Source organism: Nostoc sp., from assembly GCF_036917635.1.
Taxonomy (GTDB): domain Bacteria; phylum Cyanobacteriota; class Cyanobacteriia; order Cyanobacteriales; family Nostocaceae; genus Nostoc.
Map to the genome: position 1 here is coordinate 23,121 of NZ_JBALCW010000022.1, position 22,368 is coordinate 45,488.

Sequence of the window (22,368 nt, forward strand, 5' to 3'; positions counted from 1 at the left end):
TGCGTTATCCATAACCCTTGTAGAGACGTAGCACTGCTACGTCTCTACATTCATATTTCGGAAATGTCTAATCACAAATGATAAAGGACTAATGACTAATGACTAAACAGTAAAAAAGTCTTCTTCTGCCCAAGGTGGTGCTGCATCTTTGGCGACCATTGTCAGTAAGGCGTAGTCTTTTTTGTTCACACCCGGCGGTAATTCTTTGGGAACTCCCATGACTGTTTGGGTTTTAAATACGGTTCCTGGTTTGAGGTCAAAGAAGGGAAATTCTGGTTCTGTGCAACCTAAACAAGGCATTCCGGCGCGGGTTTTGGATGAGACGCGGTTCCATAAGATGCGGTTGCAGGAAGAATGAGTCATGGGGCCGCGACAACCCAAGTCATAAAATAGGCATCCTTTACGCTGTCCAAATTCGGCGGTTGAGGCTTTGTAGGCAAAGTGGACGTTGCGCGTACAACCTGTTTGGGTGTAGGTGTTGAAGAAGGTTTGGGGACGATTTAGTTCATCGAAAGCAATGTCTGCTATGCGTCCAGTAGCGATCGCTACTAATATCTGCGTTATCCAATCAGGATGGGCGGGACATCCAGGTATATTAATTACAGGTAATCCCGCTTGTGATACGAAATCTTTCCCTAAAAAACCGCCTTCTTGACGCTTGAGAAATTGCAAACCTTCCGATTCGCTGGGGTTGGGTGACATGGCGGGGATTCCTCCCCATGTGGCACAATCTCCCACGGCGACGATAAATTTAGCAACTTTGGCAAGGTCTTTTAACCAATCTTTCATGGCGCGATCGGCAAACCGATTCCATTCGCCGGTGCCATTGGGGGCGTTAACAACACTGCCTTCAAATACCAAGATATCTAGGGGAATTGTGCCAGAAATACAATCTAGCAGCAGTGTTTGTAAGTTGTTCCCTAGTTCCACTCCCAAGGATGGATGCCAAAGTAACTTGATGCCAAAGTCGGCAATTAAATCGCAGACTGTCGGTTCTTCGGCGTTGAGAAATGACATGGTGTTGCCTGAACAAGCACCACCTTGCAGCCATAGTACATTAGTCATCAGCTATGCGTTTTTCTATTGTTTCCCATCCATGATGTAGGTGATAATGCTTGTAAAGTCTCACCTGTTTATCAATATTTATTTTTTAATCTTAAGATATTTTTTTATTTAATTTCCTTTCATTAAAAAAGAATTAATCATTAACAATAACAGAGTTGCCATCAAGATTATTTTAAATGATTATGTCTGTTATTTTTGTAACAAACTTAAATATTTAATTAATAAAAAATATTAAAATTAAAATCCTGGAATTATTAATAACAATTACTACCAACTTTTAATCCGTGCAAGAATATCTGACTTTTCACAGTATCTGCAAGCCTCACTTTCATTCCTCTCCCTTTCTAGGGCAGAGGCTTAGAATTCTCCCCCTTCCCTAGTAGGGAAGGGGGCAGGGGGGTTAGGTTTGGCTTTTTAGGATTTTGGTTGTCCAGCTTGCCTAACAACTTGTTCGTCCAAGCCTAAGCCTTGAGCTATCTGCTGAATATTTAAACCCAATTCTAATAATTGGGGTATCACTTCTAACTTAGCTTCTTGTATCCCTTCTTGTTTACCTTCTGCAAAAACATCTTGGTAAAATCTAGTTTGCTTTAACTCATTTGATCCAAACATTGTTCCCATCTCCCCCTGTTTTAGGATTTTGGTTGTGCAGCTTGCCTAACAAGTTGTTCGTCCAAACCTAACACTTGAGCTATCTGCTCAATACTTAAACCCAACCCTAATAACTGGGGTATCGTTTCTAACTTAGCTTCCTGTCTGCCTTCTTGTTTACCTTCTTGTTTACCTTCTTGTTTACCTTCTTGTTTACCTTCTGCAAAAACATCTTGGTAAAATCTAGTTTGCTTTAACTCATTTGCTCCAAACATTTTCCCTATCTCCTCCTGACTCAATCGCGGCAACTTGTAGATTAATATCGTCTCTATCAATTGTATAATTTCCCTAATAGTAGCGACATCTGGAATTTGCTGTCGGGCAATATTTACTATCTCTATAGCTTTTGTTGTCGCAGTTGATTCGGGTTCGATGATCAGTTTAACTGTCTCTATGCCGATTGATGATGCCCCAATTGAGCTTAATTCGTCAAGATAGACGCGAGTTACTCGTTGTGAGTTGAGTAATTCTGTATATCTTTCGGTATCTCCAGTATCAACGCTGCGGTTGGGGAAGATGACAACACCACGCCAATTGTTGGTTAATTCGGTTTTGTCAAGATAGTTAAAGATTTCGGTAAATAAACGTGAGTATAATTTTTTGTCTGGTTGAAATTGGACTTCAGCAAAATAAATAGGTAATTCTGGTGCATTTGGGAGGAACACACCATCGATTCTAAACGCTAGTTGTTTGACTTCGACTGAAGAAAATTGGTAAGCACTAGCTAGCTGGGGCGGTTGGTTAATCAGTTCAAAGAAAGTGCTAGGGATACTCTGAAAGATGCGATAAAAGATACTGTCTGTTTTCAAGGGTGCTTGTTTTACCGTTAATGAACGTATTTTACACTTCAGCGATCGCGTGGCGACTATTTGGAATACACTAAATATTATGTATGTCAACAATTCAATAAAGAATATTTAGATTGTGTCAAGTGATGATACAAAAAGTATTTTAAAAATATTAGGTGTTTAAAGCTGACATTAATATTAGCAATTTCCCCCTAGAATTTTAGAAATAGGGTGTTTTATATTTTAGGGATTGGGGACTAGGGATTGGGTACTGGGAAAACTCTTCCTTAACCCCTAGTCTCAGACAAAAAAGGGGAATTCCGCCTAAAGGACTCGAAGCCTGCGTAAATCAGTATGGCCCGTGATTAGACACATCAAGCGTGTCTTAATCATTCATGGGTGTTGACAGACTCAATTCCCAATAGGCTAGAGTACGGCAGAGTTATGATCCCCAGCATTACAGATTCAGCAGTGAAGGCTGCTTTAGCAGCTGTTGCATCGGAGTCAGCCACAGCAGAGGAAAAAATCCAAATGCTGCTCGATATAGCACAGGGTTTTCAAAAAAAGCCCAAAACTGCCCAAGACTTGCGAAATGCAGTTGGGTTATATTACCGGGCTTATGAAATATGTGGTGAGGAGTACCCCCTACTGAAAGCTAGGGCCCAAGTGGGCATGGCGGGGACGTTACAGGCAATACCGGATGCTGATTACCAACTGTTGTTGCAAGCGAAAGTCGGTTATGAAGAGGCGTTACCGATTTTACAACAATTAGCAACGCCTGAGGAAGTTGCAGAGACGCAGATGAATTTTGGGCTGGTGTTGCAGTCGTTAGTACCGTTCAATTTGGCGCGGATAACCGACAGCATCCAGGCTTATCATGAGGCGTTGCGGGTGTTTACTTGGGAAGATTACCCCCAAGAATACGCGATTTTGTATAACAATATTGCGATCGCTTACCTTTCTATGCCCTTAGCATCAGAACGGGAATACTTGCGTCAAGGTTTAGCTGTGCAATCATTTGAGGTAGCATTAAAGCATATTAATTTGATTGAACATCCTAGAGAATATGCGATGTTGCAAAATAATTTGGGTAACGCTTTGCAATATTTAGTCAGTTCCCATCCTGTAGAGAATAACTTAAGAGCGATCGCAGCTTATGACGAAGCGTTAAAAATGCGTAACGCCAAAGATACACCCCTAGAGTACGCTAACACAATTTCTAACAAAGCCAACGCCTTATTCAACTTACCAGACAACCAGGAAAAACCAGAAGCTGGTAATCCCAACAATCTATTGCAAGCGCGGATCTACTATCAAGACGCTTTAGAAATATTTACGAAATATCAACAAATTGCCCAAGCAGAGGTAGTCGCCCAAGCCCTACAAGATGTAGAAGCAGAAATAGGGAATAGGCAATAGGTTAGTTATTCTTTCTCCCTCATCTCCCCACTCCCCTAATTCCTAACAATCAGGACAAAACAGCATGAGAGATATTTTTACCTACTCAAACGTTATAGATTTTATCACAAGTTTAGCAGATGGCGACTTGAACATAGCAACAGAATTTGTGTGGCTAATTATAGCAGCAGTTTTGTCTATGCTCGGCGGTGCAATTGGCGGAATGCTGTTAGCTGGTAAAGATATAGGTTATCAGTTTTCAGCAATGCTTGGTGCATTATTTGCCCCTGCGGGTGTAATTCCTGCCATCATCTTAGGGCTTGCTGCTTTAAATTTATTGGCAAATTATTAGGAGACAACATGTTAGAGATAGGATGGTTTTCAGCCAAGTTATTTTTTAAAGGAAAGCTACTACGCGATCCAGTATATTTTGTCAAGCAAACTAGTATTGGTATTGCTATGGGTTTCTTACTGCTAGTATTACTCGCACAAGCCCCAATTCCCTTCTACTTACCAATAATATTATCTAGCTTAATAACAGGCATGATTATGCCATTTCTCCTCAAAGACTTCAAAATGAAGTGATTTGTCATTGATGAATAACCAATGACTAATGACTAATAACTAATGCCTAATGACTAATGACAAACCTTGAAGAATTAGTTCAGGAAATTAACCGCTTTGAGGCGATTATATCCGAGTGGGATGAAAGCCAACGGTGTGTAGCAGTAGGTCTGAAAAGGGCAATTGAGGCTTTGCATAAAGCTGCATTGACTAATTTGATTAAAAGCCTAAAACAAGAATCAATGTCAGCTTTGCGTCATGCTGTTGCTGATGAAGTAGTGTATGCAGTGCTGCTTTATCACGAACTAGTTAAACCACCAAAACCACCATTAGCACAGCGCATTCAGACAGCCATTGAAGAAGTTCGCCCAGTTTTAAAAAGCCATAATGGGGATGTAGAACTAGTAGCAATTAAGCCACCAGATACAGTAGAAGTCAGATTAATCGGAACTTGCAGCAGTTGTCCAGCTTCTACTTTGACTTTATCTCAAGGAGTAGAACAGGCAATCAAAAACCATTGTCCAGAAATTACCAAAATAGTTGCAGTCACTAACAACCTTACTGTTAACAACGCAAATTCTGGTTTAATCAGCCCATTCTCTTCTAAAATAACTTCTACTTGGATCAAAGTAGCAACTATTGATCAACTTCCTGAATTTAATGTATTGGTAGTACAATTTGCTGGTACTTCACTAATTTTATATCGTCAAGGTGTTACGGTAACATGTTACCGTAATGCTTGCAGTCATCTAGGATCTCCCTTAGAAAAAGGTAAAGTTGAAAATGGTATTATTACCTGTCCTTCCCACGGATTTCAATACAGTTTAGAGACAGGTAAATGTTTAACAGCACCTGATATTTCGCTTCAGTCGTATTTAGTCAAGATTAAAGACGAGAGGGTTTTTGTGAAACTGCAAAAATGAGCATGGAAAAATAACATCTCAGCAAATATACTCGGCGATTAGGAAATCAGGGCTATTTTGCTTTTTTATTTAAGTAGTTCGCGCATTGATTTTAGTGTTTTGTCCAAGCAAAAAGGCAGATTGCTTTATCAATAGACCTAAATTACTTCTCATTTGTGTAATTTAGTTGTTCATTTTAGTGTTTTGAGAAAGCAAAATAACTGATTGCTTTGTCAAAATGGCATATTGCTTTCTAATTTGGGTGTTTTCCGCAAGCAAAAAGGGATATTGCTTTCTTTTTTCAGTATATCGCGTATTTCTTTTGGTGTTTTCCGCAAGTAAAAAGGCATATCGCTTTCTCAAAATGTTTGATTGCTTTCTCATTTCAGTATATCGCGCACTCATTACAAATATCGTTATGTAGCACAAGTAACTGAATGTTTTCCAGGAATTTTTAAGATTGATTAATAGGGAAGTTTTTTAAAGGTTTTATGGAAAAAAACATAATGTCAAATTGTGACTGTTGTTACATGCTAATTAACATTAATGATTTTAAATAATTATCAGCGTCTATCTGCGCTTCATGGATATCCCAATCAAAATTAATCCAACATCACAATTACCGCTAGAAGCAACAGAAATTTCTCAAGATTTGCCTCTATCACCTCAAGGTGTAGAGGTAATTTTAGGTAATATTATTGAACCACAGCAATTAGTAATACCTGTAGTACCCAGTCCCACAACAATGTTCGGGCCTCGTGCTGCTTGTTTCTTATCAGAAACAGGCCCTTTATGGGTATCAGATACAGGACATCATCGATTATTAGGATGGCAGAATTTACCCACCAGAGATAGTCAACCTGCTGATTGGGTAATTGGACAACCTGACTTTTATCATGAAGGACAAAATGCTAAAAGTACACCGGGAAGGGCAACTTTAAGTGTACCAACAGGGATTTGTGGTTGCGGCGAAGGATTAGCTGTAGCAGATGCTTGGAATCATCGGGTTTTGATTTGGAAAAAATTACCAGAAGATAACAATGTTCCAGCCGATTTGGTGTTAGGACAAGTTAATTTTACCGATAATGAACCAAATCGACGAAATCAAGCAGCATCTGCTAGTACAATGCACTGGCCTTATGGTGTTTTTTATCATCAAGGACGGCTATTTATTTCTGATACTGGTAATCGAAGAGTATTAATTTGGCATCAATTACCAACAGAAAATGGTCAAGCCGCTGATTTAGTTTTGGGACAACCGGATATGATATCTCGCAATGAAAACGGCGGTGGTTCTGCAACCGCAGCGAGTATGCGTTGGTGTCACGATATCACTTTTTGGGGAGACAATTTGGTTGTCAGCGATGCAGGTAATCACCGGGTAATGATTTGGCAGGGAATACCCACAGAAAATAATACTCCTTGTGCAGTAGTCTTAGGACAAAAAAGCTTTGATTTTGTGGAAATGAATCAAGGAGTTTATTATCCTAGTGCTAGTAGTTTGAGTATGCCTTATGGTGTGGGGGTGGCTGACGATTGGTTAGTAGTTGCAGATACTGCTAATTCTCGTTTGTTAGGATGGAGAAAGTCAGAATCAATTTTATCACTGCAAGGTGCGGCGGCAGATGGGTTAGCAGGACAAATAAATTTTCAAAGTAAAGGTGAAAATCGTAATTTTGGACTGCCAAAACGAGATAGCTTAAATTGGTGTTACGGCATAAAAATTTGTGGCAAAACAGCAGTCATTGCTGATTCTGGAAATAACCGAATATTGCTGTGGCAATTTAATAATTCGTAATTTTGAAAGTTATACAATTTATGTATGAAGATGCGCTAAACCATATTAGGACTGAAGTATAAGAAATAAAAACGAACCGCAAAGGGCGCAAAGGACCCAAAGAAAGAAAGAAAGTTTGGCGCAGCCTCACAAACAAATGGTATTAGATTTGTATGGCGACTGAAGAAATTAGAGTTAGCGGTACTGTTCAGGGAGTAGGATTTCGCCCTACTGTCTATCGTCTTGCTAAAGCCTGCGGTTTGCGTGGAGATGTTTGTAATGATGGTGAAGGTGTATTAATTCTGGTATCTGGTAGTGAGGAAGCATTAACAGAATTTGTTGCCAGATTGCAAACAGAATGTCCACCGTTGGCAAAAATTAATCAATTAATTAGAACTCCTTATAAAGGTGAATTTAAATTTGATAATTTTGTGATTTCTACTAGTGTTAGTAATGCCATTAAAACAGAAATTACCCCTGACGCAGCCATTTGTTTGCAATGTCAACAAGAAATATTCGACCCTTTTAGCCGCTTTTATCGCTATCCCTTTACTAACTGTACTAATTGCGGCCCCCGCTTAAGTATTATTCGTGGGATTCCTTATGACAGATGCAATACCAGTATGTCTGCGTTTGCTATGTGTCCAGAATGTGCAAAGGAATACCACGATGTCGAAAACCGCCGTTTTCACGCCCAACCTGTAGCTTGTCATGCTTGCGGACCTTCAGCTTGGTTAGAACGCGCTGATGGGAAATCGGTTACTGCTTCTATGTTCTCCATGTTGGATGATGTCGATGCTGTTTGTACTTTGTTGCAAAAGGGTGAGATTGTCGCAATTAAGGGCTTAGGTGGTATTCATCTCGCTTGCGATGCAACTCAGGAAACTGCTGTACAAAAACTGCGTCAGCGCAAAAAGCGCTATCAGAAACCCTTTGCTTTAATGGCGCGAGATATTGAGATAATTGAACAATATTGCAGTGTCAACGCCAAAGAAAAAGAATTATTGACAAGTTCTGCTGCACCAATTGTTTTACTACAAGCGACAGGTAAAAAAGTAGCACCATCGATAGCATCGGGGCAAAATACACTTGGTTTCATGCTACCTTATACGCCCTTACATCATTTAATTTTGCGGCGGATGAATCGCCCAATTGTTTTAACAAGTGGCAATATTGCCGATGAACCACAATGTATTGATAATGACGAAGCAAGAGAAAAATTAGGGACAATTACTGATTATTTTCTTTTTCACAATCGAGAGATTATTAATCGGGTAGATGATTCGGTAGTAAGAGTTATCGGCGATAAAGTCCAAACAATTCGCCGTGCCAGAGGATATGCACCCACACCAATTAGTTTACCATCAGGATTTGACAATGTACCGCAAATTTTAGCAATGGGTAGTGAGTTAAAAAATACCTTTTGCTTATTGCGTGAAGGAGAAGCCATTATCTCTCAACATCTGGGAGATTTAGAAAATGTTGCGGCTTTCAATGCTTACGAAGAAACTTTAAATTTATACTTAAATTTATTTCAGCATAAACCAGAAGTAATCGCCATTGATAAACATCCTGAGTATCTATCAAGCAAACTTGGTAAACAACTTGCAAATACAAATCAAATCAAAATTCATCAAATCCAACATCATCACGCCCATATCGCCGCTTGCATGGCAGAAAATGGGATTCCTTTAGATTCGCCTCCGGTATTAGGTATCGCTTTAGATGGTTTAGGTTACGGTGATGATGGTACACTCTGGGGCGGAGAATTTCTTTTAGCAGATTATCGGAAATTTCAGCGATTAGCAACATTTAAACCAGTAGCAATGATTGGTGGGGAACAAGCAATTTATCAGCCTTGGCGTAATAGCTACGCCCAATTAATAGCTGCTAACCTTTGGAATGATTGCCAAGAACAGTATGCTAATTTAGAAATTGTAAAATTTTTAGATAACAAGCCACTTAAACTACTCAATCAACTTATTGAGAAAAGAATTAACTCTCCTCCAGCATCTTCCGTGGGGCGGTTGTTCGATGCAGTGGCTGCGGCTATCGGTATTTATAGAGATGAATGTAGCTATGAAGGACAAGCTGCGATCGCAATGGAAGCTATAGTAGATGTTAGCAGCTTAAATAATCATGAAGAAACGCTAATCTATCCTTTTAGTTTTAGCTTTTCAGATAGGATTTATTATATAGATACGCTTCCAATGTGGCAAGCCTTGCTTGATGACTTACAGCAGCAGATTTCTCAACCAGTTATGGCTGCCAAATTTCACAAAGGTTTAGCGAATGCAATTGTGCAAATGGTTAAACATCTTTCTCAAAAAAATCTGATTTCTCAGGTAGCCCTAACAGGAGGAGTATTTCAAAATCGTATATTGTTAGAGCAAGTTACCAAAGGATTACAAACATTGGAAATAAAAGTACTTACTCACAGCTTAGTTCCAGCGAATGACGGCGGATTATCTTTAGGACAAGCAGTTATTGCAGCCGCACAATTAATACATGAGTCTTGATATTTGACAAACTTTCTCTCACAACTAATTTTCTCTGTGTTCTCCGTGCCTCTGCGGTTAGTTTATCTTAAAAAATAAAAAAATGTGTTTAGGAATCCCCGGACAAATTATAGAAATTACCAACGTTAACCATAAATTAGCCCTAGTTAATATTGGTGGTGTTAAGCGTGAAGTAAATATTGCTTGTATCGTAGATGAACAACATCCCCCCGAAGCTTGTATTGGCGATTGGGTGTTAGTCCATGTTGGCTTTGCTATGAATCGAATTAACGAACAAGAAGCAGCAGAAACATTACAACTATTCCAAGAATTAGCAGCAGCGCAAGCAGGGATTAGTACTTAACGAACCGCAGAGGCGCAGAGGGCGCAGAGAAAGAGTTTAAAACTCACGCCTTCCTTTCTTTCTTCCTTTCTTCCTTCCTTTGCGTCCTTCTCTAACGAGACGCTGCGCGATTGCGGTTCGTTAAAAAAAACTCCTTACCACAAAAGCGAAATTAACTATTCCCCAATCCTTATGAAATATGTTGACGAATTCCGCGAACCAGAAAAAGCAGAAGCCATCCGCCGTGAAATCGCCAAATTATGCCGCCAGCTAGAAAAACCCATCAAAATCATGGAAGTATGCGGCGGACATACCCATTCCATATTTAAATACGGAATCGAAGAAATTTTACCCCAAACCATTGAACTAATTCATGGGCCTGGTTGTCCAGTATGCGTTATGCCAAAAGGGAGATTAGATGATGCGATCGCAATCTCTCAAAATCATAACGTCATTTTTGCCACCTTTGGCGATGCCATGCGAGTTCCCGGTTCCAAAACCACCTTACTGCAAGCCAGGGCGCAAGGTGCAGACATCCGTATGGTGTACTCTCCTCTAGATAGTCTGCAAATTGCCAAAGATAACCCCGACAAAGAAGTAGTCTTCTTCGCATTAGGCTTTGAAACCACAGCCCCCAGCACCGCCTTCACCATTCTCCAAGCAGCAGCCGAAAGAATTCCTAACTTTAGTATGTTTTCCAATCACGTCCTCGTGATTCCTGCCCTCAAAGCCCTATTAGATAATCCCGACTTACAACTCGATGGATTTGTTGGCCCTGGTCATGTCAGTATGGTAATTGGCACAGACCCATATCAATTTATTTCCCAACAATATAATAAGCCAATTGTCGTCTCAGGATTTGAACCCTTAGATATTCTCCAATCAATTTGGATGCTATTGCAACAGTTAGTAGAAAATCGTTGTCAAGTTGAAAATCAATATAACCGAATTGTAGAAAAAAGCGGAAATACAGTAGCCCTGCAAGCCATAAATAAAGTTTTCGCAGTACGAGATAGTTTTGATTGGCGCGGCTTAGGTGACATCCCCTATTCAGGATTAAAAATTCAACCTGAATATGCCCAATTTGATGCCGAACTTAAATTTACCATTCCTAATCTCAAAATAGCCGACCATAAAGCTTGTAAATGTGGAGAAATTCTCAAAGGAGTCTTAAAACCTTGGGAGTGCAAAGTATTCGGTACAGCTTGCACACCAGAAACACCAATCGGTACTTGCATGGTATCTTCCGAAGGCGCTTGTGCAGCCTATTACAAATATGGACGACTCTCCACCATTGCCAAAAGAACAATCACCCAAAAACCAAAAATAACTCAAGAACCTCTCCCCGCCTGCGGCTTCTCCTCAGACTAATACATCTCATAAATACTCTGCGTACCTTTGCGCTTCCCTCTGCGTTCCTTTGCGTTTAAAAAAAATTAATATGAATACTTCCCCTCAAAACTCAATACAAAATCCCCTATTTAAAAAAATTGAACAAATCCACCGTCGCCAAAATAAAGTGCAAGACACTCATATAACTCTCGCACATGGTAGCGGTGGTAAAGCCATGCGTGATTTAATAAACGATATCTTTCTCAGCAATTTTGATAACCCAATTCTCTCACAACTAGAAGACCAAGCCAGCTTCAACCTAACCCCTCTCCTTCAACAAGGAGACAGACTCGCATTTACAACAGATTCTTATGTTGTAGACCCGTTATTTTTCCCCGGAAGTGATATAGGAGAATTAGCTATAAACGGCACAGTTAATGATTTAGCTGTCAGTGGTGCTAAACCTTTATATTTAACTTGTAGCGTTATTTTAGAAGAAGGATTACCTGTCGAAACCTTGCGGCGAGTCGCAGCCAGCATGAAAACAGCCGCAAAAAAAGCTGGTGTTCAAATTGTGACTGGTGACACAAAAGTTGTACATCGCGGTGCTGCGGATAAACTCTTTATTAATACTGCCGGTATTGGTATTATCCCGCGAGGAATTAGTATTTCTGCCCAGAACATTCAACCGGGAGATGTCGTAATAATTAATGGTGAAATAGGCAATCATGGGGCAGCAATTTTAATTGCCCGTGGGGAATTAGCCTTAGACACTAATATTGAAAGTGATTGTCAGGCATTGTATAGTTTAGTAGAAACTATTCTCCATGTATGTCCCCAAGTTCATGCCATGCGAGATGCTACACGCGGTGGTTTAGCGACAGTATTAAATGAATTTGCTCTCAGTTCAAATGTGGGAATTCGTCTCTTTGAAGAATCTATTCCAGTGCGGGAAGAAGTCAATGGAGTTTGCGAAATTCTTGGTTTAGACCCGTTGTATTTAGCTAATGAAGGTAAGTTAGTTGTATTAGTAGCAGCTAAATATGCAGAAACTGTTTTATCAGCTATGAAGTTACACCCAGCAGGCAAAGATGCTTGTATTATTGGCGAAGTTATACATTCACCCCCAGGTATCGTATTATTAAAAACAGTTTTTGGTGCTGAAAGGATTGTTGATATGTTGGTAGGCGACCAATTACCGCGAATTTGTTAATAAATTTTATAGTATGCACGAACTTGGAATAACCCAAAATATTGTGGCAATTGTGACTGAACACGCCAAAGGCGCAAAAGTCCAGAGAGTTTTATTAGAAATTGGCAAACTTTCAGCCATTATGCCCGATGCAATCCGATTTTGTTTTGATATTTGCACTCAAGGTACAGTTTTAGAAGGGGCGACATTAGAAATTTTAGAAATCCCTGGATTAGGGCGATGTCGCCAATGCGGTGCAGAAATTTATTTAGATAAACCATTTGGTATCTGTAACTGCGGTAGCGGGCAATTAGATTTAATTACTGGTGAAGAACTGAAAATTAAAGAAATAGAAATAGAGGAATTATGTGTGTAATCTGCGGTTGTTCTGATGATAGCGAAGCCAAAATTACCAATCTAGAAATAGGCGAAGCTGAATCTAACCATCATCATACTTTACCTAATGGTACGGTCATCACTCATTCTCACAGTCATGATACTCATATAGAAGCATTTCAAATTCATGCCAAAATACATAATACAACGATATCTTTAGAACAAAATATATTAGCAAAAAATAACTTAATAGCTGCCCAAAATCGGGGATGGTTTAAAGGTCGAAATATTCTCGCCTTAAATTTAATGAGTTCTCCCGGTGCTGGTAAAACAACTCTTTTAACGCGAACGATTAATGATTTAAAACATCAATTATCTATTAGCGTAATTGAAGGCGACCAAGAAACTGCTAACGATGCCAAAAAAATTAAAGAGACAGGTTCTAAAGTCATCCAAATCAACACCGGAACAGGCTGTCATTTAGATGCCTCAATGATAGACAGGGGTTTACAACAACTGAATCCGCCCCTGAATTCAGTTGTGATGATTGAAAACGTCGGAAATTTGGTTTGTCCAGCCTTATTTGATTTAGGAGAAAATTCAAAAGTAGTGATTCTCTCCGTCACAGAAGGAGAAGATAAGCCGATAAAATACCCGCATATATTCCGTGCTAGTGATGTAATGATTCTCACGAAAATCGATTTGTTACCTTATATAGATTTTGATCTGCAAAAGTGCATAGAATATGCTAGTAAAGTAAATCCGAAAATTCAGATTTTTCAGGTTTCTGCAACTACTGGTGCTGGCTTAGAAAATTGGTATGCGTGGCTAACAATATTGTTATAACAAAAACTCAGCGCCCCTCTGCGCTTTCCCTTGCGTACCTCTGCGTTTAAATTCAAACCTATCATCACAAAATTAAGCCACCGATTTACAAAATCCCTCTCTAGGTTAATAAAAACTGGAACTAGGTTTATTGAAGAAGAAATAAAAATTGCAACACCCTGCACTTTAGGGGTACAGGGTGGAAGACAGCTATATTTCGTGTGATTCCCAGTTTCTATTTACCTCAAAGCCAATCTCGATAAGCAGATATTTCATTTACGCTGATTTCAAACGGCATCCCCTTGCCAAATGGCGGATAAACGCGGATTTTACCATTGCTAGCAAACCGTTCTAACTTATTACCCAACTGGGTAATATTGCTGACTATATGCCAGTAAGCTACTAAGTCAGGGCAGTCAATAATTAATGTTAGAATAGTAGCATTTGTTGTGACATACCACTGACAATTAGACAACAAGACTCGCGTAATGCGATCGCAAGCTTGATAAAAGCATCTAGCTGTAGACTGTTCTAGCTCCATTTGCAGCATTCCATCCTGTTTCGTTACCTCAGTGGGAGGTAAATCATCGGGAGGAAGCAGGTATAGTTTAGAAGACATAATTTCGCACCTCTTGGTTGTAGCGCGTCAAACTCTCCAAGTTTTTTTGCATATCCGAAGATGAGGGTTTGAGTGCTAACGTACCTAAATTTAATTCGTCCTGAAATTTCTTGATTTTGTCTCGACAAGTCTCCACATCACCGATAATTGAGTTTTCAATCAAATAATCTTCGTCGAAACAAATGTTTGTGCGATCGAATGGTTTTTGGTTGGGATTCGCACTATTCTGCAATAATTGGGCGGAATTAGCTTTCATTTTCTGGCTAAATTGGCGAACGAAAGGTAACGCTTCACTCACAGCCTCATCAAATGTTTTGCCAACATAAAAAAAGCGTGCCAACACGAAGTTTTCCGCACCACTAGAATTTAAGGCTCGATATTTAGCAACAGTATCCTTCAATCTTTGTAGGGAGAATGGCGGCCCACCCATCAAGCTAAAGGAATGTTTCGCAGCAAACTCGATACCATCATCACCGCCAGTGGCAACATACACTGGTATTTGACTCTGCAATGGTTTTGGGTAAATTGTTAAGCGATCGCATTGAAAATACTCGCCATTAAATGATACATCAGTTTCATATAACAGCTTATGAATCAGTGCGATCGCCTCTAGCATCTTGGGACGGGATTCACTTGGGAGTGTCGCAAAATGCTTGTTTTGTTGAGGGAATGGACCGCCTTTGGCAATCCCAAATAATAATCGTCCATTGCACAGGTTATCCAGAGTGGCGATATCTTCCGCTACCCGAATCGGGTTATGGAATGGCAGTAACACCGCCGCAGTGCCTAATTGAATAGTTGAAGTCAGCCCTGCCAAGTGTGCCATTAACAGCAGCATGGAGGGGCTGAGATTGGATTCACTAAAATGATGCTCACTCACCCAGGCTGACTCAAAACCTAAACTTTCAGCCTGTTTTACTAGCGTGACTTGCTCAAAGATGGCACGATGAGCATCTTGGTGATGATTATCGTAATTGCAGAAAATTCCAGTTTTCATTACTTGCGTTAATACTTTGTGCTGGCTATTCTAGTACTTGATAGGTTCGTAGTAAGCACTAAATTGCTTAAATATTTGCGGACTAAAGTCCTCACTACAAACATATTTACTCCTCTCCATTAATCCGATCAAAGACTAATTTGCAACCCACTGCAACTCCAACCATAGACGTGGGTTATTGTGTTTGACCTTCGACATAGGATCGCGCAACAATCGCTTGGCATTCATGCAGACTACCTGCATTAAGCCCATGTTGTCTGCTACTTCTCTGAGTATTTCTTTGTGGGCTTGCACATAGGAAATCATTTCGTCAGAGCAATAAATTCCTATATATTGCAAGCGTCTAGCAGGTCGTCCCCAAAAACAGGTGATGACTTTCACATAACACCCGTCTAGTAATTCTCCAACTTTTGGATAGTAGTCGTTGAGGACTCTTGTGAATTCTTTGGCTAAGATATCTTCAGCAATCATTGTAACTGATGTTTCTGTAGCGCCCATCACGCTATTTAATATAACATAATTTTATCAATAAAATATGACAAAATAGCCTAACAGGCTTAAATAAAATATTAAATATTACAAAAAAAAGAGGCATACATTGTTTAGTATTACCTCAGATTTGCCTAAAGCATTTTTATATTTAAATATCAAACCGCAAGGCCAGAGTCATTAGTCTAAGAGAAACCACGCCCAGCCAAGGGCTTGCTCAGGGCATCGCAAGGGATGTGGTTTTAATTAGCCTGACATCATTAGTTTTTTTCGCCGATAAGGGACGAGGTATGTACCAAAAGCTCTTTATCAAAGTATTGATTTTAATACTCCTAGCCTTGACGAATATAATAAGACTGTTGGCGAATTAATAGAGAATCTAACTCATCAGTCCAAATCAATGTTAATTTATTTAAGTTTAGTGCGTTGAAACGCACTTTAGCTATTAGCCCGCAATTTATTGCAGGGCGGGAAAGCAACACCAAACAAAGATTTTATCGGCAGGGATATTTGCAAAGGTAAGATGCACCCAAAGACTCTAATATCAAAAATTATGAATTCAAATAAAATGTATTTCAATAGCACATTTTAATATTGAATTCTAAATTTTGGGTTTTTAATTATTATCGAGCATTGCGTTCGCAAACTAAGACTTCTGCTACAATATCCGGCACATTTCCAAAGTCCGTAAATCCTTCATAACCACGGATTGGCGATATAAATGTGTAGTTTGGATCGCACACTCCATTGTCATATACTTGAATAAACCATCTATCAGGAAATCCTTCGACACCTAATTCCACAGTGTACCAACTCTCGCCAATCAGGCGAGAGTTAAAGATTGTAAACCAGTCCCGATTCTCTTCTAAAATATTCCAATCTGCCATCAGCAGTTCTAAAGCTATTTGCCCTGCATCCGTTGAAGTCAACAGCATTTTTACTCCTTATTTGCGGCTTCAGGGTTGGCAACTTCAGGATTGGAAACTTCCGGGTATAAACCCAATTCTTTAGCTAGCTCACGCGCTACAAAAAATAAGAACTTAGCACCATCTTGATTGCCTTCATGGGCAAACATAGTTGCTACTTGTAACATTGTTTCTACAAACCCAGAATCAATCAATTCTGGTTTACTTTCCAAAAGTTCTGGTTCTTGACCATTAGGGCATTTCAGTAGTTCATCAATTAGGTTAAAATACTGTTGTTGGCGTTGTTCTGACATAGTAAGCTTCTTGATTTTAGTGAGTGGTGAATTAGTTACTGTTCCATACTGTGCTGCCACAGCCTTTCCAACATTTCAACTTGTTCTTTTAAAACAGCTGCACGATGAACAAGATATCTGTCGTAAAAAAGAATCCCTAACCCAACACAAATAGGGGTTAGCAAGAAGAACCATTGTAAGATCGTGGCAAATTTATATTGTTCAGCAACAGTCAGCATTTGATGAATCACATTACGAGCAGAGGATTGGATGCTAGTCTGAGGGGAATGTGTACCCTCTGTCCGGGGAGCCAAGATAGGAGCATCTCTACTAGTCTTGTTGACTTCGCAGGCTAAATTCTGGGATTTTACTAACTCCAAATGTCGCTCCCAAACTATGCCAAATACTACTACTCCTGGAGAAAGCACTACTAAGGTAACTACGCAAACTGTGAGAAGATTTAAAAGTTTGGCTTTCATCTTGGCTCTCCCTTGCTAGGTAGTATGCACTCAGCAAGAAAATATCTTTTGCTGTTTATTTTAAGTAGCTATATATTTCTACTTTTCAAACAGGTTTGATATTAAAATACGTGTAATCGATAATTTTTTCAATCATTAGTTGTCAGCTATTTATAATTACCACTGGCTACTGAACACTGAAAAGTTACCAAATTTGTCACAAAACGTAGGATTAATCAGCCAGAAATAACGCCCTCAGATTCAAAGAATGTGATTTCATCTTCCACTCAAAAGAGAGATTAAGAAGTCCCCCCTAGTTCACTAAGCTTTCGCTCAGGAATGTTGGGGGGTAGAGGGGAATCTCTGCGTAAATCCTATACGATTTATATCAGTCGCTCTCCACAAAACAGTTTACCCTAGCCCCGTTAAGATTATTAAATTCATTAGAATAGTACTCAAAGCTTGTAATTCATACCTGATAAGCTTTACAAAATTTTATTGGGGTATGGGTGCTAGTGTTTTTGGGACGGGGTTCTAGTGCTTACGAGCTGGGGTTCTGGTATTTCTGTACTCAAGCTAAAAGCAGTGTAGGCAATGATTAAGGACTCTTTTTGATGCAAATTTGTGCAGACAAAAATTGCACTCAAAAGAGAATATCAATGTCTTTTGATAAAGATAGACTAATAAATTAGGAAAAACAATTAAATATTTGGAAAGTAAATTATCTTTTTATAACAAATAGAAGATATTGAAAAAAATGCTAAAGATTATGCATATATACAGAATTCTGCCTAAGAAGCAATAGTCAGCAATTCAAAATGGTAAAATACAAGTGTGGCAAGCTAGCCCTCTGCTAAAGTAGAGAATCAATGGCAACATCTGATAAAGGTTCTTCCTAAACTTTCATATTTTGTGGTTGAGTTAGAATACATAGTATATGCACTCATTAAGACGAAACTGCAAATTAAATACACAAAAGCTTATTGTTATAAGTAAATACTCTGTACTAAGATTTAGAATTTTAGGAGTTAAATAATGCGGATTGCTCAAGACATAACAGAACTGATTGGACGAACTCCTTTAGTTCAACTGAACAAGATTCCTCAAGCTGAGGGAGTAGTAGCAAGGATAGTTGTCAAATTAGAAGGGATGAACCCGGCGGCTTCGGTGAAAGACCGGATTGGGTTAAGTATGGTACTCTCAGCAGAAGCTGCTGGTTCGATTTCCCCTGGAAAGACGATTTTAGTTGAGCCTACCTCTGGTAATACAGGAATTGCTCTAGCGATGGTAGCAGCCGCGCGTGGCTACCGTTTGATTTTGACAATGCCAGAGACGATGAGCCAAGAACGACGGGCTATGCTCAGGGCTTATGGTGCTTCTTTGGAGTTGACACCAGGGGCTGAAGGAATGCGGGGAGCAATTCGCAAAGCCGAAGAAATTGTGGCTAATACAAACGATGCTTTTATGCTGCAACAGTTCCGCAACCTAGCCAATCCTAAAGTTCACCAAGAAACTACCGCCGAAGAAATTTGGGCAGATACAGACGGAGAAGTGGATATCGTCATTGCTGGGGTAGGTACTGGTGGGACGATTACTGGGATTGCAGAAGTACTCAAACAGCGCAAGCCGACTTTTAAAGCGATCGCAGTTGAACCCAGCAACAGCCCAGTTCTCTCAGGTGGTGAAGCTGGTCCACACAAAATTCAAGGGATTGGGGCGGGATTTATCCCCGATGTTCTCCGTCTAGAATTGGTTGATGAAGTAATTAGAGTCAGCGATGAACAAGCTATAGCTTATGGGCGGCGTTTGGCAAAAGAAGAAGGCTTATTATCTGGGATATCCTCTGGTGCAGCTTTGTGTGCTGCAATCCAAGTAGGTAAACGTCCAGAAAATGCCGGACGTTTAATCGTGATGATTCAGCCTTCCTTTGGCGAACGTTACCTCAGCACACCGATGTTTCAAGATTTATCTTTAGAAACTGCTGGCGTCCGTTAAAGAGACAAGAGGGACAACGCAGTAATAAACCTCCTGTCCCTCTCATTTAGCTCTAGCGTTTCATTCGGTGCTTGTCCTTGTTAGCTTTGCCAATAGCGCAGGTACTTACGAAAGATTATTAATCTTGTCCCCATCAAGGAACAGACAGTGATGCAATTAATTAGGCGATCGCTTTTGGCTTGGCTACCCGAAGAGACCCGATAAAATTGATAGTAAGCTGTTCTACATAAAAATTGCATGGGCGGGCGAGACGCCCACCCCACAATAAATGTACAATTTCAGATTATGCAAACTAGATGTGGTTTAGCTTATTACCATGCAAAACTCAGCCTACCGGCATCGTGGTAAAATCGTTAGCCCAGTACCGCACAGGACTCAATGCTACGGGTAATAGACCACCTAGCCCCTGTAAATCCTCCAGTGAAATCAGGAGCCAGCCCAACCGTGCCGTTAGCTGTCCTACCATCTAAATAGTCGGCACCGGGTATAGTGCCAAGGGATCGTATTGTGTAGTTGGTTTATATCGTGCCTACCTACTTATCCTAAGCCATACTATCTAAACCGATGGATGATAATAGGTTATTGGTTTACATTGATGTATCTGTTAACAAATAAAATAATACACTTATATAAAAAATCATCTATTGAAGTAAATAAATTAAAATATTAACTATAAAGTTAAATTTTTTTAAGTAAAATAACTTAGAAAATCTTTGAAAAATTATGAGGGAGTAAATTTTATGCCAATCCCCTTTTTCCCTTCTTGGTAAAAAAAGGGTGTGTTGATTTTTGCAAGCCGAAACGATCGCATTGTCAGTCAAAACAATGGCATTGTCAGTCAAAACAATGGCATTGTCAGTTAAAACAATGGCATTGTCAGTCAAAACAATGGCATTGTCAGTCAAAACAATGGCATTGTCAGTCAAAACAATGGCATTGTCAGTCAAAACAATGGCATTGTCAGTCGAAACCCCACCCACCAAAGCTACGCTTTATCTCCCCTCCCGAAAAGCTCTTAGGGTTTGGGGGTGGGGTATTAGGGATTTTTGCAAGAAATCTAATGACTACACTTGCCTTGCTTTTGATGCTGTTCACCCTGCTGATTATGGTGATGATGCCCATGATCGCTACCGTGGGAACAGTTTTGCAAATCCTCGTGCATCAGATTATCGCTGATTTGTTGCAAGGATTCATCCACAGCTTGTAAGCCAATCCAAGCATCGATCTTTTGGACATCAAATCCTACCTCGCGGCGATCGCCTACTTCTAATAAAGGACGGCGAATCAACAACGGTTCTTTCAGCATCAGCGCCAAAGCGGTTTGTTCATCCACTTTTTCAGGAACTACTTCACCAGATTTTAGCTTGGGGGCGGAAAGATTAAACCATTCGGCTACAGGGCGATCGCCAAAAAATGAACGCAACCGCTCAACTGTCCAAGCTTCTGTTAACAGATTGCATGGTATCACCTCATGACCGGCAGCTGTTAGCAAAACTTTTTGCTTAGTACCACCTTTACAGCCTGGTTTGCTATAGAATATTACTCTTGCCATTTAACTACCTCGCTGTAGAATACTATTCGTTTTTAGGAGCGCCCAAATGTGCGCCCCTACCGCGTAATGCTAAAAGTTTTTAGCACTACACTTAACTGGGTCAAACTCAAATCTTTCACTCGGATCAGTTTCGCCGTAGATGTTAAAAGTCACAGTTGGTTCATCACCCATTGCTTCTACACTGTGAATTGCATCGGGAGTGAAGCTAATAATATCCCCTGGAAATAGAGTTATCTCTCCCGTCGATTCAATTTTGTCCTGAAAATCTGGGCTAGGAGTGCGTCGCCAAAAAGTATTTTTTTCTTGACCTTTTAACACCGCCACTATTCCCCACGTCCCATGATTATGAATGGTTGATCGGGTTCCCGGTGCAAATGTTACTACTTGCACTGTCAACGGAAAACCCAATTCATCATATAGGAGTAAAACAGAGGTTCCCGTTTTGGGCGAAGGCTCTAAATATTGACTTCGCACCCAGTAGGAATTTACTATCAAGCGCCTTACAAGCATTCGGATTTCTGGTAGACGACTAGTTTCATCATCCACACTATTGAGAACATCTTCGACTTCAGTTAAAAACCGATAAAGGCGGTAATTTTCTCTCAATAAATCCCATGATCTCACAGCTTGACAGGCTTGATACTGACCGTCTCCCGTTAGCAGCCAATCCCTACCTTTCATAAGTTTTAAATTGATAGCTGAGAAGATTGGATGATAATGATCGGAGAGACATTAGGAATATTACCTACACTAAATTTAGTAGGTATAGTGACAGCAGGAAAGATAGAGTTCCTATCAGTACCCGCTCCTAATAGTGAGTAGGAAGAATATGATGTAGTAGATAACCAATTGTTCATGATTGTTCACCTTGATGGTTGATTGTTGACTAATTAATCATCTTCTTCTGCCGGACGCGTCAAAATATCCAGGAGAATTCCGGCACCAAAATCATTCTTTTCGTCTATCTGTTTGACTCTGGTGCTGATTTCTTTTGCTTGCTCAATTGCTCCCAAGTTTGCTAGTACCAATCCAGAAGCAGCATAAGCATTTAAGTACAATCGAATTTGTGGGTCTTCTTTGCGATTGACTAATATCGGCTTAAGTTGCTCCCAGTCATCAGGTAAGTTTTCTATTTCTTTAATTTTATCTAATAATTTGACTGTTGTTTGTAATGCAAGAGAATAATTATTTTTATAATAGAAAAATCTATACGCTGCTACCAAGACATCTGTATTATCACCAGTTTTGGCTAAAGCTTGGTGAATATATTTTTCTGATTCTGATGTGTTATCCCAGGTTTGTGCAGCTAAAATTAATAGATTTTTGATGTCCTCTGGAACCTGAAACCATGAAAAGTTATTTGTATTGGTTTGCATAATGAATTCCTCA

Annotated in this window: 26 protein-coding genes; 12 read left to right on the plus strand and 14 right to left on the minus strand. The window is 39.8% G+C overall.

All coding sequences use genetic code 11. The annotated features are described in order from the left end of the window. Window positions 1-102 precede the first annotated feature (102 nt). The 3 genes from V7K32_RS06965 to V7K32_RS06975 all read right to left on the minus strand — a co-directional run bounded on the left by V7K32_RS06965 (window position 103) and on the right by V7K32_RS06975 (window position 2,525). Window positions 103-1,065, minus strand: a complete 963-nt coding sequence (locus V7K32_RS06965; protein ID WP_334991554.1) for a hydrogenase small subunit — start codon at window positions 1,063-1,065, stop codon at window positions 103-105. A 414-nt stretch (window positions 1,066-1,479) separates the two neighbouring features. Then, on the minus strand, window positions 1,480-1,677 hold the full coding sequence (locus V7K32_RS06970; protein WP_334991556.1) for a hypothetical protein: 198 nt from the start codon (window positions 1,675-1,677) through the stop codon (window positions 1,480-1,482). Window positions 1,678-1,697: 20 nt separating this feature from the next. After that, a complete protein-coding gene (locus V7K32_RS06975; protein ID WP_334991654.1) occupies window positions 1,698-2,525 on the minus strand; it encodes an Rpn family recombination-promoting nuclease/putative transposase in 828 nt (275 codons plus the stop codon). 423 nt (window positions 2,526-2,948) lie between these two features. On the opposite strand from V7K32_RS06975, the gene V7K32_RS06980 reads away from it, so the two are divergent. The 11 genes from V7K32_RS06980 (at window position 2,949) to hypB (ending at window position 13,692) form a co-directional block, all read left to right on the plus strand. After that, window positions 2,949-3,923 (plus strand): hypothetical protein, encoded by a 975-nt coding sequence (locus V7K32_RS06980; protein WP_334991656.1) that lies wholly within the window; start codon window positions 2,949-2,951, stop codon window positions 3,921-3,923. Window positions 3,924-3,987: 64 nt separating this feature from the next. Then, complete coding sequence (locus tag V7K32_RS06985) at window positions 3,988-4,254, plus strand: hypothetical protein (protein WP_334991558.1); 267 nt, start codon at window positions 3,988-3,990, stop codon at window positions 4,252-4,254. Window positions 4,255-4,262: 8 nt separating this feature from the next. After that, a complete protein-coding gene (locus V7K32_RS06990; protein WP_334991560.1) occupies window positions 4,263-4,487 on the plus strand; it encodes a hypothetical protein in 225 nt (74 codons plus the stop codon). Between the two features lie 56 nt (window positions 4,488-4,543). Beyond that, window positions 4,544-5,389, plus strand: coding sequence for a NifU family protein (locus V7K32_RS06995; RefSeq protein WP_334991562.1), 846 nt, complete (start codon window positions 4,544-4,546; stop codon window positions 5,387-5,389). A gap of 562 nt (window positions 5,390-5,951) precedes the next feature. Further along, window positions 5,952-7,166, plus strand: coding sequence for a hypothetical protein (locus V7K32_RS07000; RefSeq protein ID WP_334991564.1), 1,215 nt, complete (start codon window positions 5,952-5,954; stop codon window positions 7,164-7,166). Between the two features lie 152 nt (window positions 7,167-7,318). After that, window positions 7,319-9,664: a carbamoyltransferase HypF gene (gene hypF / locus V7K32_RS07005; RefSeq protein ID WP_334991566.1), complete on the plus strand. Its 2,346-nt coding sequence runs from the start codon at window positions 7,319-7,321 to the stop codon at window positions 9,662-9,664. 82 nt (window positions 9,665-9,746) lie between these two features. Further along, window positions 9,747-10,007 (plus strand): HypC/HybG/HupF family hydrogenase formation chaperone, encoded by a 261-nt coding sequence (locus V7K32_RS07010; protein ID WP_190940095.1) that lies wholly within the window; start codon window positions 9,747-9,749, stop codon window positions 10,005-10,007. 171 nt (window positions 10,008-10,178) lie between these two features. Next, entirely contained in the window at window positions 10,179-11,357 is a 1,179-nt protein-coding gene (gene hypD / locus V7K32_RS07015) for a hydrogenase formation protein HypD (protein ID WP_334991568.1), read from the plus strand. A 70-nt stretch (window positions 11,358-11,427) separates the two neighbouring features. Next, entirely contained in the window at window positions 11,428-12,531 is a 1,104-nt protein-coding gene (hypE, locus tag V7K32_RS07020) for a hydrogenase expression/formation protein HypE (protein ID WP_334991570.1), read from the plus strand. Window positions 12,532-12,544: 13 nt separating this feature from the next. Then, the gene (gene hypA, locus V7K32_RS07025; protein WP_334991571.1) at window positions 12,545-12,886 is read left to right on the plus strand and encodes a hydrogenase maturation nickel metallochaperone HypA; all 342 of its coding nucleotides are present in this window, start codon (window positions 12,545-12,547) and stop codon (window positions 12,884-12,886) included. Next, entirely contained in the window at window positions 12,877-13,692 is an 816-nt protein-coding gene (gene hypB, locus V7K32_RS07030; RefSeq protein ID WP_334991572.1) for a hydrogenase nickel incorporation protein HypB, read from the plus strand. Before hypA ends, hypB begins: the two co-directional genes overlap by 10 nt. Before the next feature lie 223 nt (window positions 13,693-13,915). Here hypB and V7K32_RS07035 read toward each other — a convergent pair whose 3' ends face one another. From V7K32_RS07035 to V7K32_RS07060, 6 genes are all read right to left on the minus strand, one after another. Then, complete coding sequence (locus V7K32_RS07035) at window positions 13,916-14,290, minus strand: hypothetical protein (RefSeq protein ID WP_334991574.1); 375 nt, start codon at window positions 14,288-14,290, stop codon at window positions 13,916-13,918. Then, entirely contained in the window at window positions 14,280-15,287 is a 1,008-nt protein-coding gene (locus V7K32_RS07040; protein ID WP_334991576.1) for an LLM class flavin-dependent oxidoreductase, read from the minus strand. The genes V7K32_RS07035 and V7K32_RS07040 overlap by 11 nt, the downstream gene beginning before the upstream one ends. 135 nt (window positions 15,288-15,422) lie before the next feature. After that, a complete protein-coding gene (locus V7K32_RS07045; protein WP_334991578.1) occupies window positions 15,423-15,785 on the minus strand; it encodes a hypothetical protein in 363 nt (120 codons plus the stop codon). 614 nt (window positions 15,786-16,399) lie between these two features. Continuing rightward, window positions 16,400-16,711 (minus strand): hypothetical protein, encoded by a 312-nt coding sequence (locus V7K32_RS07050; RefSeq protein ID WP_334991580.1) that lies wholly within the window; start codon window positions 16,709-16,711, stop codon window positions 16,400-16,402. Window positions 16,712-16,713: 2 nt separating this feature from the next. Beyond that, on the minus strand, window positions 16,714-16,995 hold the full coding sequence (locus tag V7K32_RS07055; RefSeq protein ID WP_334991582.1) for a hypothetical protein: 282 nt from the start codon (window positions 16,993-16,995) through the stop codon (window positions 16,714-16,716). 35 nt (window positions 16,996-17,030) lie between these two features. Next, window positions 17,031-17,453 (minus strand): hypothetical protein, encoded by a 423-nt coding sequence (locus tag V7K32_RS07060; RefSeq protein ID WP_334991584.1) that lies wholly within the window; start codon window positions 17,451-17,453, stop codon window positions 17,031-17,033. A gap of 1,014 nt (window positions 17,454-18,467) precedes the next feature. On the opposite strand from V7K32_RS07060, the gene cysK reads away from it, so the two are divergent. Then, window positions 18,468-19,427, plus strand: a complete 960-nt coding sequence (gene cysK, locus V7K32_RS07065; protein WP_334991585.1) for a cysteine synthase A — start codon at window positions 18,468-18,470, stop codon at window positions 19,425-19,427. Between the two features lie 325 nt (window positions 19,428-19,752). Here the strand turns inward: cysK and V7K32_RS07070 are convergent, their stop codons facing one another. The 5 genes from V7K32_RS07070 to V7K32_RS07090 all read right to left on the minus strand — a co-directional run bounded on the left by V7K32_RS07070 (window position 19,753) and on the right by V7K32_RS07090 (window position 22,355). Next, on the minus strand, window positions 19,753-19,893 hold the full coding sequence (locus V7K32_RS07070; protein ID WP_334991587.1) for a hypothetical protein: 141 nt from the start codon (window positions 19,891-19,893) through the stop codon (window positions 19,753-19,755). 175 nt (window positions 19,894-20,068) lie between these two features. Then, window positions 20,069-20,407: a hypothetical protein gene (locus V7K32_RS07075; protein ID WP_334991589.1), complete on the minus strand. Its 339-nt coding sequence runs from the start codon at window positions 20,405-20,407 to the stop codon at window positions 20,069-20,071. 77 nt (window positions 20,408-20,484) lie between these two features. Continuing rightward, a complete protein-coding gene (locus V7K32_RS07080; RefSeq protein ID WP_334991590.1) occupies window positions 20,485-20,979 on the minus strand; it encodes an ArsC/Spx/MgsR family protein in 495 nt (164 codons plus the stop codon). A gap of 69 nt (window positions 20,980-21,048) precedes the next feature. Beyond that, entirely contained in the window at window positions 21,049-21,660 is a 612-nt protein-coding gene (locus V7K32_RS07085) for a cupin (protein WP_334991592.1), read from the minus strand. 209 nt (window positions 21,661-21,869) lie between these two features. Continuing rightward, window positions 21,870-22,355 carry a hypothetical protein gene (locus tag V7K32_RS07090; RefSeq protein ID WP_334991594.1) on the minus strand — a complete coding sequence of 162 codons (486 nt, stop codon included), beginning with the start codon at window positions 22,353-22,355 and terminating at the stop codon, window positions 21,870-21,872. Window positions 22,356-22,368 lie beyond the last annotated feature (13 nt).

Coding starts and splice junctions, on each gene's coding strand:
- V7K32_RS07040 (WP_334991576.1), bottom strand. CDS start 15,287: ATGAAAACTGGAATTTTCTGCAATTACGATAATCATCACCAAGATGCT.
- V7K32_RS07035 (WP_334991574.1), bottom strand. CDS start 14,290: ATGTCTTCTAAACTATACCTGCTTCCTCCCGATGATTTACCTCCCACT.
- V7K32_RS07080 (WP_334991590.1), bottom strand. CDS start 20,979: ATGGCAAGAGTAATATTCTATAGCAAACCAGGCTGTAAAGGTGGTACT.
- V7K32_RS07070 (WP_334991587.1), bottom strand. CDS start 19,893: ATGGTAGGACAGCTAACGGCACGGTTGGGCTGGCTCCTGATTTCACTG.
- hypD (WP_334991568.1), top strand. CDS start 10,179: ATGAAATATGTTGACGAATTCCGCGAACCAGAAAAAGCAGAAGCCATC.
- cysK (WP_334991585.1), top strand. CDS start 18,468: ATGCGGATTGCTCAAGACATAACAGAACTGATTGGACGAACTCCTTTA.
- V7K32_RS07010 (WP_190940095.1), top strand. CDS start 9,747: ATGTGTTTAGGAATCCCCGGACAAATTATAGAAATTACCAACGTTAAC.
- V7K32_RS06965 (WP_334991554.1), bottom strand. CDS start 1,065: ATGACTAATGTACTATGGCTGCAAGGTGGTGCTTGTTCAGGCAACACC.
- V7K32_RS06995 (WP_334991562.1), top strand. CDS start 4,544: ATGACAAACCTTGAAGAATTAGTTCAGGAAATTAACCGCTTTGAGGCG.
- V7K32_RS07050 (WP_334991580.1), bottom strand. CDS start 16,711: ATGCTGTTGACTTCAACGGATGCAGGGCAAATAGCTTTAGAACTGCTG.
- hypA (WP_334991571.1), top strand. CDS start 12,545: ATGCACGAACTTGGAATAACCCAAAATATTGTGGCAATTGTGACTGAA.
- hypF (WP_334991566.1), top strand. CDS start 7,319: ATGGCGACTGAAGAAATTAGAGTTAGCGGTACTGTTCAGGGAGTAGGA.
- V7K32_RS06980 (WP_334991656.1), top strand. CDS start 2,949: ATGATCCCCAGCATTACAGATTCAGCAGTGAAGGCTGCTTTAGCAGCT.
- hypB (WP_334991572.1), top strand. CDS start 12,877: ATGTGTGTAATCTGCGGTTGTTCTGATGATAGCGAAGCCAAAATTACC.
- hypE (WP_334991570.1), top strand. CDS start 11,428: ATGAATACTTCCCCTCAAAACTCAATACAAAATCCCCTATTTAAAAAA.
- V7K32_RS07085 (WP_334991592.1), bottom strand. CDS start 21,660: ATGAAAGGTAGGGATTGGCTGCTAACGGGAGACGGTCAGTATCAAGCC.
- V7K32_RS07055 (WP_334991582.1), bottom strand. CDS start 16,995: ATGTCAGAACAACGCCAACAACAGTATTTTAACCTAATTGATGAACTA.
- V7K32_RS06985 (WP_334991558.1), top strand. CDS start 3,988: ATGAGAGATATTTTTACCTACTCAAACGTTATAGATTTTATCACAAGT.
- V7K32_RS06990 (WP_334991560.1), top strand. CDS start 4,263: ATGTTAGAGATAGGATGGTTTTCAGCCAAGTTATTTTTTAAAGGAAAG.
- V7K32_RS07060 (WP_334991584.1), bottom strand. CDS start 17,453: ATGAAAGCCAAACTTTTAAATCTTCTCACAGTTTGCGTAGTTACCTTA.
- V7K32_RS07000 (WP_334991564.1), top strand. CDS start 5,952: ATGGATATCCCAATCAAAATTAATCCAACATCACAATTACCGCTAGAA.
- V7K32_RS07090 (WP_334991594.1), bottom strand. CDS start 22,355: ATGCAAACCAATACAAATAACTTTTCATGGTTTCAGGTTCCAGAGGAC.
- V7K32_RS07045 (WP_334991578.1), bottom strand. CDS start 15,785: ATGGGCGCTACAGAAACATCAGTTACAATGATTGCTGAAGATATCTTA.
- V7K32_RS06970 (WP_334991556.1), bottom strand. CDS start 1,677: ATGTTTGGATCAAATGAGTTAAAGCAAACTAGATTTTACCAAGATGTT.